Here is a 10821-nt window from a genome sequence, read left to right on the forward strand (position 1 = left end):
GCGGCCGCGACGGCTCTGCGCCGGCCGTTCCGCTGCCGGCGGGAAGAACCAGACCTTCGCCCTGATGGCTCGCGCACGAGTGAACTCCTGTGGAATCGTTGGGAAACCAGCGGTACGTGTACCGGCCCCAGCTTGTCCGGGCACGGCCACCCGCGGCGATCCCGCTACCCGCCCGGCCCCGGGTAGGGCTAACCCCCGGTGCGCCGGGGGGGTCGGGGGTCGGGAGCCGGCGGTCGGGAGCCGGGTCATCCGGCCGGGGTTTGGAACTCCCGAATCTTTTCGGCGGCGGAGAATACCTGCTGCCCGCCGGAGTCAAAAGCCATCAGGTCCTCCGCGGTCCCCGGCTTCAATGCGTAGGCGAAGAAGGACCTTCCCTCGTGTGCGGTGATATCGACGGCCTGGGATTCACCGGACGTGGAACGTGCCACAAGGCGGGCGACACTGGGATCCGCCGCTCCATAAACCAGGAGAACGCTGGAATCCAGCCCGTCCAGGGCGATGTTGACCGGGACCTCCTTGGAAACCGGAGGCTCGCAGCCGCTGCCGGCCGGGTTTTCGCCGACGGTGGCCTGCGTGCAGAGCTTCCCGTCCGCGGAGACGAGGTCCACCCGCCAGCTGGTGCCCTCCATCGCGCCCTGGCCGATCACGGCAACGTGCCTCTGGCCCAGGACCGCACGGGAGGGGGCCCGCTCGGAGGCCGACCCCGCGTCCGTGCACCCCGCGAGAGCCGTCACGAGGCAGAACGAACCGGCGAGGCGGCGCCACCGCAGAGTCACAGCATTCCCTCCCGTATCCGTGGAGCGCGGCCGGCCCCGGGCGATGGCCCGGGACCGGCCGGCCGACTTGCCACCCGACGTGCCTGGTCTAGGCGGTGTGGGCCGATGCGCAGGGGGCCGAGGCGTCGCCGCCGCTGTTGTTCTTCCCGTACCAGCGCAGGTAGTAGGCCGTGCTGGTGCTCACGCCGATGCCGCGGGGGTCGGTCTGGTACTGCCCGTCCGCCGCGTAGCTGTAGCTGGAGAAGACCTTCGAGCTGCCGTTGGTCTTGACGAGCTGGGTGTAGAAGCTGCGGGCGGCGCCGCCGGCGCAGCCGCTGCCACCGATCCGGATACTGCCGGAGGAGGGCACGAAATCCGCGCTGGCGTGATAGGAGCCCGACCCCCACGACTGCGAGAAGGCACTCGCGGGCGATGCCGCGAAGACGAACATGCCGGCGGCCGCTGCGGCAACGGCGGCGACACGTGTAGTGCTGCGCAGAATTGTCATGCAAAGGATTCTCGAGGTGTTGCGTGGCACCGCCAAGCGGTTCCCTCACCAATGGCCCGATCACGCCTTGTTGACACCGGCCCCCACCCCGCCGGAAAAGGGGGTCCGGAATCAGTGCGGCAATGGATGGCGCATTCCGGATGGCCGCTTACCGGACGGGGCTCGAGCATTCCGGCCAGGTGCCGGTCGGCCGGGCCGTTTCGCGCTCAGCCGCGTTCGAATGTGTGCGAGTGGCCGATCGCGGAGAAACCCCGGCGCTCGTACCAGTGGCGCGGCCAGTCCATCGCGTCGGCGGTCAGGAAGCGGGTGTCGCAGCCCTGGTCGGCGGCCAGGCGCAGGGCGGTGCTCAGGACGGCGTCGGCGTAGCCGTGCCTGAGGTGGGCCTCCGAGGTCATCAGGTCCTCGATCTGGGCCGTGCGGGTCGTCGGGTCGAGGTAGAGGTCGGCCCACGAGGCGACCTCGCCGTCGGCTGCCCGGGCGCCGATGAAGTGGACCGTGTCGGCCCCGCGGCGGCGGACCTCGCGTCGGTCGACGAGGTGGAGCAGGACCTCGTCCTCGACGGTCGGGAGGAAGCCCCGCCAGCGCCGGGTGAGCGGGATGCGCAGGGCGTGGAGGTCCACTTCCTCCGCGGGGCCGCCGACGGGCGGCACCGGGCCGGTGTGGAGCATGACCAGGTAGGTGGAGTGTGTGTACCCGGCTCGGATCAGCGGCTCGGCACACGCCCTTCCGGCTTCGTCGTCCAGGACGGAGACCAGCCGGTGCGGCAGGTGCCCCAGTGCCTCCTCCGCGAGGGCGGGCAGCGCCTCGGGGTCGATCTCGCCGACGGGCGCGTCGATGACGACCTGGTTGTTCGCACGGGAGTGTGCGAGGGCGTCGTCGTACACGGCGAACCCGCCGGGCAGCTCGACGGAGCGCGCGGCCTGGCGGCGGGCGAAGGCCGAGAGGAAAGCATTGATCCGCTGAAGTTCTGATCCGGGCATGAGGGGAGCCTACGCATCCGCCGGCCGGGCCGGCCGTCGAATTTCCCCTGCCGGGCCACGGCTGCCACGACACCCCCGCTGGGCCGTGAGCCGGCCCGCCGGCGGCGCGGCCGTAGGGGGGTCCCCCGAGATCCACTACGCCCCGTGTCGTTCTCGTGACGGGTGCGCTACCTTCTGCCTCACTCGACGAGCGCATCCGTGTGTGACAGGGGGAGGGCGGGCGAAGTGACGTCGTACGAGCAAGCGGCGGACCCTTGGCGGGGGTTGACCGAACTGCCGAGCAAGTCGGAGCCGGATCTGATGGGCACCCTCGAGGTCTCCCGGGGACCCTGGACCACAGCGTCCCATACGTCCGGGCAGCTGGCGCGGGGCATCACCGACGACCTGTCCTCCCTCACGGCCGCCCACGAGGGGCTGACCGCGGGGGCGGTCGGCCTGTCCGCCGTGACGGCCCTGAGCAGCGTGCGGTTCTCATGGGAGGAGCGCCTCAAGACCATCGGGCAGGAGTGCACGGACCTGGTGGACATCCTGTGGCTGGCCGCCGTCCAACAGGGCGAACTCGACGGGCAGATAGGCCGCAACCTCCAGGGCGCGGTCCGCGACCGCCCCACGGGACAGGAGTGACGGCATGCTGTCCTTACCCGCCCTGCGGGACCTCAGGCTGACCGAGCTCACCGAAGCCGCCGACGGCTGGCGGAAGGTGAGCGGCCGGGCACACGCCGCCGACCAGCGCGTCGGGTCCGAGATGCTGAGACCGCTCAAGGAGACCCAGGTGGGCGAGGCCGCCACGGCGGCGTACAAGCGGCTCGGCCAGGTCCGGCAGAACTTCCGGTACGTGTACACCGAATGCGCCCTGATCGAGACCGCGCTCAAGGGCCTGGCCCTGGAACTGGAAGGCCCTCAGCGGAAGTTGACGCACGCCCTGGAGGACGCTCTGCGGCTCGGCTTCACCGTCCTCGACGACGGCGGGGTGGGCTACCCGGCAGCGGGCACCCCGGACACCGGCGGCACGCTGCCGGAGGGCGGAGTGGTGCGCGGGCGCCAGCACAAGCTCGGTCTCTTCGGCCGCGAGGGCGGCTACGCCAAGGGCGACAACCCGAACGAGGAGCGGGCCCGCGCCCTCGCCGACACCATCTGGAGCGCCCTGAACGAGGCGGGCGAGATCAACAGCCAGTACAAGGGCGCCATGGAGAAGCTCAAGGCGGAACAGGGCCTCAAGATCGACTCCGGCACCTGGGCCGACGTCAGCGACGACATGGCGTCCGTGCACAAGGCCGCCGACGACGCCATGAAGTCCCAGATCCCGCTGGACAAGCCGCCCGCCGGTCGCCTGGAGTGGTGGAACGGCCTCGACGAGGACGCCAAAACCCAGCTGCTCGCCGCGTACCCCGATGTGATCGGGAACATGGACGGCATCCCCTCGGCCGTGCGCGACCAGGCCAATCGCGAGCACCTGCCGATCCTGATCGCCAAGGTGGAGGCGAAGGCCTCGTCCGACAGCAAGGCCCGGGACCAGCTGATCGCGCTCCGGGAGATCGACCGCAAGCTCAACTCAGGCGACGTGCCGACGATGTTCCTGCTGGGCATCGGCGACCAGGGCAACGGGCGGGCGGTCATCGCGTTCGGGCAGGACCCCGACACCGCGAAGAACGTGCCGACCACGGTCCTCGGCATGAAGACCGGGCTGGACGAGGACTTCGCGAAGAAGGACCTCAAGGGCGCCTTCGACATCGCGGCCGGGGCACGGGTCCTCGACCCGTCGAGCACCACGATCGTGTGGATGGGATACGACGCGCCGCAGAGCCTCCCGGAGGCCATGGACACCACATACGCGCAGAAGGGCGCCTCTGCGCTCAACGGCTTCATGAACGGGCTGGTGACGACCCACCAGAACGGTGACCCGCACCTCACCGTCATCGGCCACTCCTACGGCTCGCTGCTCGTCGGCACGGCATCGCAGCAGCCCGGCCACATCCCCGGCGCCGACGACATCGTCCTCGTCGGCAGCCCCGGCGTCGGGGTGGACAAGGCGGAGGACCTGGGCGTGGCCCCGAGGCACGTGTGGGTGGGGGCGGCCGCCAACGACATCGTCACCCACGCGCCCTCCCCCTCGCGCCTCGTCGACAGCGTGCGGTCGATCCTCGCCGTCGACGGGCCGCCCACCGACCAGTTGATCCACGGCCGGGACCCGGCGGGCAAGGACTTCGGGGCGATCCGCATCCAGAGCGAAGCGGGCCCCGACGAATGGAAGTTCACCGACCCCAAGTTCGCGATCAACACGGAGGCGCACGGCAGCTACTTCAACCCGGACACGAACCAGGTGTCGGTCGACAGCATCGCGGCGATCGTCGCCAACCAGCCGGGCAAGGTTGCCTACGAGATACCCCGCGGCGCGCACGGCGTCTTCGTGCCCGGGTCGAGGCTCCAGCCGTGACCCCCGCCGAGGAACGGAACCCGCCGATGACCATGCAACAGGCCGCCGAGCGCGCCGACGCGATCCTCGACGCCACCTTCGCCGCCGTCCGTCCCCCGGTGTGCTGGACCCACCGGGACAGTCAGGCGGGGACGCACACCACCGACCGGCGCAGGGCGATCACCACGGTCATCGCCGAGGAACGGCTCGGCGGCCTCCTCGGCCTCGTGGAGCGGCACTGGACGGGCCTGGGCTACACGCTGCGCGCGACCAGCCGTGACGGGCGGGCCGCCTATTTCGTGACCCCGGACGGATTCCAGCTGAGCGTCGTCGTCGGCTGGAGGAACCAGCCCCATTTCCGGGTCACCACCCCGCCCGCCGAACCGTCCGAGGTGGCCCCGTCGACGACCCCGCCGCACGGCCCCGACTACCGCCACAAGGAGGTTCCGGAACCGGACCAGTTCCACCCGTTCTGGTCGGTACCGGAGCCTCCGCCAGCCGGCGGTTAGGCCTTCCGGCCGACCGCGTCGACCGCGTCGAGCAGCAGTTTCGCGGCCGCCTTGGCCCCGTCGGGACGGATCGTGCCGGCCACGGCGCTCGCCCGCGCCGCCGTCTCCGGACTGAGGGCCGTGGTGAGTGCGGCGGACACGGAGTCGAAGGTCGGCGCCGGGCCGTCGTGTGCCGCGCCGATGCCCAGCTCGGCCACCCGGGCGGCCCAGAAGGGCTGGTCCGCGATCCGGGGGATCACCACCTGGGGCGCGCCGGCCCGGGCCGCCGTCGTCGTGGTGCCCGCGCCGCCGTGGTGCACCGCGGCGGCCACCCGGCGGAACAGCGCCTGCTGGTTGACCTCGCCGACGACGAAGCAGTCGTCACCGTCGTCGATCGGGGCCAGGCCCGCCCAGCCGCGGGCGAGGAGTACGCGGCGCCCTTGCGCGCGGCTCGCTTCGATGGCCACCCGGGCGATGCCCTTCGGGGCGTGTGCGGCCATGCTGCCGAAGCCCACGTACACCGGTGGTGTGCCGGCGTCCAGGAACGCCTCCAACTCGTGCGGGAGCGGGCGGTCGTCGGGCAGGATCCACGCCCCGGTCTGCACCAGGTCGAGATCCGTCATGCCCTGCGACGGACACAGGGTCGCGTCGGCCGCCAGCCACGGCTGGTCGGTGAAGACGTGGTCGCGGACCCCGTCCACCGGCGGCAGACCGATCGCCGCCCGGTGGCCGGCCAGCGCCTCCCCGTACAACGCGTCCACCCTCCGGGCGTCCTGCTCCCACAGCACGCGGTTGTCGGTCTCGCCCTGCGGGAACGGCTCGCCCGGCCGCGCCCCCGGCGGGAACCGCCGCGACGGCAGTCCGAAGGTGTGGAAGCACGCGAAGACGTACGGGATGCCCAGTTTCTCGGCCACGTCCCGTGCACCGGCCGGCATCAGACCGGTCGCCAGCAGCACGTCACACCCCTCGGCCGCCGCGGTGAGCGTGTCGAACCGGGCGGCGACCAGCTCGGGGGCGAGCCGGAACGCGTCCTGCGCCGTGGGCGGCTTCGTACCGGCGACCACCGAGTGCACCGTCGGGCCGAGCGGCACCAGCGGTACGCCGACACGCGCCAGCAGCGTCGCGAACTCCTCGTCCGGCGGCGCACACACCACCGCCTCCGCGCCGAGTTCCCGTACGGCCACCGCCAGTCCCGCCAGCGGTTCCACATCCCCGCGCGACCCCCAGGTCGACAACAACGCACGCACTTCGCACTCCCCGTTTCCGCAGGTTCCGGCTGTGAGCCGCCGATTTTGCGGTACGGCCCGGGTCTTGCCGCAAGCCCCCCAGTGCGCTATAAGTTGAGAGTGGCGAGGAGAGGTTTCTCCTCGCCTTTGTGTTTTTTCGTCCCCGTGCAGGGTGCCCCGGCCGGGGCCGGTGCGGTCCGCTCCGCAGCCGTCGACCGTGTGATCATGTCCGTCCGCACATACGCACCTCATGGGGGGACCATGCGCACCCGCACCACCACGGCCGCGACCGGCCTCGTCGCCGCGCTCGCGGCGCTGCTCGTCCTGGCCGGCTGCACCGCGCCGAAGGAGAACCGGGACACGGCGGTGAGCTCGGCGGCCCCCGTCCCCGCGCAGAGCGGCGGGTCCGGGTCCGCCACCGGATCGGGCACGGGGCCGGGGTCCGGGTTCGAGGGGCCCCGGCCGCAGGACCAGAACCTCTTGGCGTGGACCGGCGACCCCAACGACGCGGGGCACGTCACCGCCCAGTCGGCCGCGGGGGTCGGCGGGCGGATCACCCTGGTGCGGATCGTCCTGCGCGAGCAGATCACCTGGTCGAACATCTGGCTCGGCCTGGCCGGCATCGACCCGAACGCCCAGCTCACCAACTGCTACCTCGGCGTGTACGACGCCACCGGCAAGCTCGTCGCGGCCACCCCGGACATCTCGCCCCAGCTGATGACCGACGCGATCGCGAAGCCGCTGGCCCTCGGCAAGCCGTTCACCGCCGTGCCCGGGACCTATTTCATCGCTCTGCTCCTCAACGGGAACTGGGCGACCAATGCCCTCACCCTGAAGTCCACGGGCGCCGGCATCTCGGTCAATGCCGGTCTGACGCCGCCCAGCCTCCGGTACAGCACCCTCCTGACCGGTCAGACCTCACTGCCGGCCGCCGTGAACCTCACCGAGCAGTCGACGAGCACCATCAACACCGGCTGGGCCAGCCAGTGGTACGCGATCTCCTGAACCCTCAGCGTGGGCGCGTGAGACGGGGCCGATCGCGGGAGGCCCGCCACGGCCAGGACGACACCATGAGCGGCTGGGCCGCCGCGACGGTGGCGGCGACGCCGCCCGGCAGGCCGCCCGTACGCCGCGGCGGCCGTCAGGCGTCGATCGTGCTCACGTTGACGCGGATCTTGGACTGGCCGTGGCCGAGTTCCTCCCAGTCATCCATGAAGCGTGCCGTCAGTCCGTGCCGGGCGGCGAGGTCGACGAGGGTCTGGGTGCGGTAGTAGAAGTCCTCGCGCAACACCTGGTGTTCGGCGCCGGTGGTGCGGTCGAAGGTGAAGTCGAAGTGGCCGCCGGGCGCCAGGACGCGGCCCACGTGGGCGAGGCATTCGTCGATGACGTCGATCGGTGAGTGCGAGAACACGCTGTGGGCGTGGACGACGTCGAAGTACCCCTCGGGGAGGAAGTCCAGCGTCAGGTTCTTGGTGATCGTCAGGTGCGGGACCTTGGCCTGGAGCCCGCGTTCGGTCACGGTGCGCTTCGCCGCGATGAGGATGTCCGGCGAGATGTCGATGCCGTAGTAGTGGCCCGCGTCGAGGTAGTCGATGAAGCGCCAGCCGGCGCGGAGGTTTCCGCAGCCGATGTCCAGCATGCGCGATCCGGGCTTCAGGCCGTGCCCGAGCAGGTAGTCGAACTGCATCTGCCCGAGCGCGAGCCAGCGTTCGTGGGTCTGGCTGCCGACGGCCGCCTCCGGGTTGCGGCGGGTGTCCGAGGCCATCACGGCCCGGTAGTAGCTCACGTGGTCGGGGTGCTTGAAGGCCAGCCAGCGGTCACGGGCGGCGCGCTTCAGGTACGGCGCGATGCGGTTCGGACGGCTCGCGGCGTAGCGGACCTTGTGGACGAGGGACTCCCGGTTGGCGGTGAGGTTCTTCCTGGTGGCCATCAGCACTCCGTATCCGTCGCGGGGCGAACTCCCGGCGTTGGGCGGGCGCGGCCCCGCCGCCGGAAGGATCTTCGGGTTCAGGTCGCCGCGTACGTCGGTGACCGGGATGTACAAACCATCCGACTGTCGTGCGCGGCCGGGGAGGGCGGTCAGAGGGAGAGGATCGCCGAGGCCGTGGTCCGCCACCCGGCGACCGTCCTGGCCGCGAGGTACAGCACGCGTACGCGCTGGAACTCGCGTCCGCCGCTGTCGTTGCGCGCCCAGGTCACCTCGATGATGGCCGACCGCTCGTTGAGGGCCCGGACTTGGGGATCGAGCGCCGTACTGCCGCCGTAGTCGGCGTCCCGCAGGGTCTGCAGCTCGTTGGTGAGCGCGGCCGCGAGCGTGTCGCCGGAGGCGAGCACCACGTGGACGGCGTCGGTGGTCATGGTGATCGGTACGGAGAAGTAGTCGAGCAGCGGCGCCGGGTCGGTTCGGCCGGCGCCGGCCAGGCCGATGAAGGTGCTCACGTACTGGTCGAACCAGGTCCTGACGTCCGCCTCGACTGCGGAGAGATCCGTGTGCGGCATGAGCTTCCTTGCTCTCGTGCAGGGCCGGGTGCGGAGGGTCCGAAAGTGTGGGGATTTTGGCGGTATCAACCAGATTGCCACTGGGTGCGCCATCGGCCTAGGCGCCGCGCCCACCGGCCGCAGGCCCCCACCCAAGGGCGTAACAGGAAGCCGGGGGATCTCCCGGCCCGGCCCTGGGGACCGGGCCGTGGACGTCACTTCGTGACAGCGGGCTCCTCACCGAGCAGCCGGGTGCGGAACAGGTCGAGGACGGTGTCGAGCGCCTGCCGTGTGGGCTGCCCCGGCTCGTCGACGAGATGCTCCGTCAGGACGGAGTGCGGCGGCAGGGCGCCGGCGGGGTTCGCCGCGCTGTCTTCGAGTTCGACGGCCACGAAGGCGTCGCCGAGTTCGCGCCGCAGATAGGCGAAGCGGTCGCCGGGGACCAGCCGGTCCCCGCGGAAGCGCAGGCCGAGTACCTGGAGCCCGTCGCGCTCGCAGCGCCCGCGGACGACCGCGAGTTCCTCGGGGCTGATGTCGATGGTGCCCGCGCGGCTCGCGGTACACGCCAGCGGGAGCGACGGCTGGGACAGCACCGGGGCGACCAGTCGCTCGTCCGTGGCCATGGCCAGGGCGAATCCGCCGGTCAGGCACATGCCGACGGCGCCGACTCCCGGGCCGCCACAGCGCTCGTGCTCGGCGGCGGCCAGGGCGCGCAGCCACCGTACGACGCGCGAACTGCGTCCCGTGGCCAGCACGGTGAACTCACGGCTCACGCACACCTGCCACAGGGAGGATGCCATGGCGCGGCCCACGGTCGGCCAGCCGGCGGCGCCCGGGCTCGCCTCGCGGCCGGGCACACCGAAGAGGACGGGGAGTACGGATGTGCAGCCGGTCGCCGCCACGCGTTCGGCGAACTCGATCACCTTGGGGGTGATGCCCGGGATCTCCGCCATGATGATCACGGCAGGGCCCGTGCCCCTGCGCAGTACCCGGCGGGTGGCGCCGTCGTGGGTGAACGTGGACGGTGTGAAGCCGGTCAGGTCGTGGTCTGGCACGCGCCTGCTCCTTCGGTCGACTCTCCTGGGCCACCCTGAAGTTACCGATAAGTAGAGGCAGGTGGTCAACCGATGGAGACGGCGGACGGACAGCGCGCGGGCGCGCCGGCGCGGGAGCTGGCGCCGGCCGGGCTGGTGACGGCGGCCGGGTACGTCGCCGCGGGCGCGCCCTCGTACGCGCGGGCCTTCCAGGTCTTCGTGAACGTCGAGGTCGAACCGCGGGCCATCGTGCCGCGCGGCGCTCCGGAAGCCCCGGCGGAGGCGGACCGCCTGTGGCTGGAGCACGCGCGGGCCGCTGCCGTCATCGACGAGGAGGACTGCTTCCTGGTCCGCGGGGCCGACCAGGACTGGGCCCGCGTGCGCCTCACCGCGCACACCGCGCTCTCGGCCGCGCTGCCACCGAACGGCGGCGGCCTGATCATCGCGATGTCCCCGGACGGCCGGCGCCTGTGCGCGCTGACGGAGGAGGACGAGGACTACTGGATCGTCGTCCACGACTTCCACCGGCACCGCGCTTCGCCCGCCGTCGCCTGACCGCGGCCGAGTGAGGGGGTGGAGGGGGCCGGGGTCGGGCCAACGGCCCCCCGCCTGTGCGTTTTCCGGCCTCGCGCTTTGCGCTGTGGGGCCTGTACCCGGGGGTCGTACTCAGGCTGCTCGCTGCTCGCCGATGCGACGGCCCCGGACGTCCTGGAAGGACGCGGTCGCTCGCAGGACGCCGAGGACACTCCGGAGCCGGTTCCCGGTCCGGGTCCGGGTCCGGGTCCCGGTCCGGCCCGCCGTGGAGGGTGGCCGGGCCCGGCGGGATGATCGGGCCCGGGGGCCGAACAAGGGGGGGGGGCCCCCCCCCTGCCGCCCGGCGGGTGGGGGGGGGGAAGGGTTCTCCCGCTTTTTTGCCCTTGGTTTGGTGCGGTCCGAAAA

Annotated in this window: 12 protein-coding genes; 5 read left to right on the top strand and 7 right to left on the bottom strand. The window is 71.8% G+C overall.

What is annotated here, in order from left to right:
* Positions 1 to 245 precede the first annotated feature (245 nt).
* From ACZ4VT_RS18390 to ACZ4VT_RS18400, 3 genes are all read right to left on the bottom strand, one after another.
* Complete coding sequence (locus ACZ4VT_RS18390; RefSeq protein ID WP_467950825.1) at positions 246 to 647, bottom strand: hypothetical protein; 402 nt, start codon at positions 645 to 647, stop codon at positions 246 to 248.
* Between the two features lie 217 nt (positions 648 to 864).
* Positions 865 to 1263 carry a hypothetical protein gene (locus ACZ4VT_RS18395; protein WP_362803772.1) on the bottom strand — a complete coding sequence of 133 codons (399 nt, stop codon included), beginning with the start codon at positions 1261 to 1263 and terminating at the stop codon, positions 865 to 867.
* Positions 1264 to 1469: 206 nt separating this feature from the next.
* The gene (locus tag ACZ4VT_RS18400) at positions 1470 to 2243 is read right to left on the bottom strand and encodes a GNAT family N-acetyltransferase (protein ID WP_467950836.1); all 774 of its coding nucleotides are present in this window, start codon (positions 2241 to 2243) and stop codon (positions 1470 to 1472) included.
* A 264-nt stretch (positions 2244 to 2507) separates the two neighbouring features.
* On the opposite strand from ACZ4VT_RS18400, the gene ACZ4VT_RS18405 reads away from it, so the two are divergent.
* Genes ACZ4VT_RS18405 through ACZ4VT_RS18415 form a run of 3 tightly spaced genes read left to right on the top strand, consistent with a single transcriptional unit; the run spans position 2508 to position 5165 of the window.
* Positions 2508 to 2867 (top strand): hypothetical protein, encoded by a 360-nt coding sequence (locus ACZ4VT_RS18405; protein WP_467950838.1) that lies wholly within the window; start codon positions 2508 to 2510, stop codon positions 2865 to 2867.
* 4 nt (positions 2868 to 2871) lie between these two features.
* Entirely contained in the window at positions 2872 to 4677 is a 1806-nt protein-coding gene (locus ACZ4VT_RS18410) for an alpha/beta hydrolase (RefSeq protein WP_467950839.1), read from the top strand.
* 26 nt (positions 4678 to 4703) lie between these two features.
* On the top strand, positions 4704 to 5165 hold the full coding sequence (locus tag ACZ4VT_RS18415) for a hypothetical protein (protein WP_467950841.1): 462 nt from the start codon (positions 4704 to 4706) through the stop codon (positions 5163 to 5165).
* On the opposite strand, the gene ACZ4VT_RS18420 is transcribed toward ACZ4VT_RS18415, so the two are convergent.
* The gene (locus ACZ4VT_RS18420) at positions 5162 to 6391 is read right to left on the bottom strand and encodes a glycosyltransferase (protein WP_467950842.1); all 1230 of its coding nucleotides are present in this window, start codon (positions 6389 to 6391) and stop codon (positions 5162 to 5164) included. The two genes, ACZ4VT_RS18415 and ACZ4VT_RS18420, sit on opposite strands and share 4 nt — an antisense overlap.
* Before the next feature lie 240 nt (positions 6392 to 6631).
* Between ACZ4VT_RS18420 and ACZ4VT_RS18425 the strand changes: the two genes are divergently transcribed.
* Positions 6632 to 7375 (top strand): hypothetical protein, encoded by a 744-nt coding sequence (locus ACZ4VT_RS18425; RefSeq protein ID WP_467950843.1) that lies wholly within the window; start codon positions 6632 to 6634, stop codon positions 7373 to 7375.
* Between the two features lie 136 nt (positions 7376 to 7511).
* Here ACZ4VT_RS18425 and ACZ4VT_RS18430 read toward each other — a convergent pair whose 3' ends face one another.
* From ACZ4VT_RS18430 to ACZ4VT_RS18440, 3 genes are all read right to left on the bottom strand, one after another.
* The gene (locus tag ACZ4VT_RS18430; RefSeq protein WP_467950911.1) at positions 7512 to 8300 is read right to left on the bottom strand and encodes a class I SAM-dependent methyltransferase; all 789 of its coding nucleotides are present in this window, start codon (positions 8298 to 8300) and stop codon (positions 7512 to 7514) included.
* Positions 8301 to 8449: 149 nt separating this feature from the next.
* Positions 8450 to 8869, bottom strand: coding sequence for a DUF6841 family protein (locus ACZ4VT_RS18435; protein ID WP_467950845.1), 420 nt, complete (start codon positions 8867 to 8869; stop codon positions 8450 to 8452).
* Positions 8870 to 9063: 194 nt separating this feature from the next.
* On the bottom strand, positions 9064 to 9903 hold the full coding sequence (locus tag ACZ4VT_RS18440) for a dienelactone hydrolase family protein (protein ID WP_467950847.1): 840 nt from the start codon (positions 9901 to 9903) through the stop codon (positions 9064 to 9066).
* A 72-nt stretch (positions 9904 to 9975) separates the two neighbouring features.
* On the opposite strand from ACZ4VT_RS18440, the gene ACZ4VT_RS18445 reads away from it, so the two are divergent.
* Complete coding sequence (locus tag ACZ4VT_RS18445) at positions 9976 to 10437, top strand: hypothetical protein (protein WP_467950849.1); 462 nt, start codon at positions 9976 to 9978, stop codon at positions 10435 to 10437.
* Positions 10438 to 10821 lie beyond the last annotated feature (384 nt).

Source organism: Streptomyces sp. NPDC029164 (assembly GCF_055563995.1).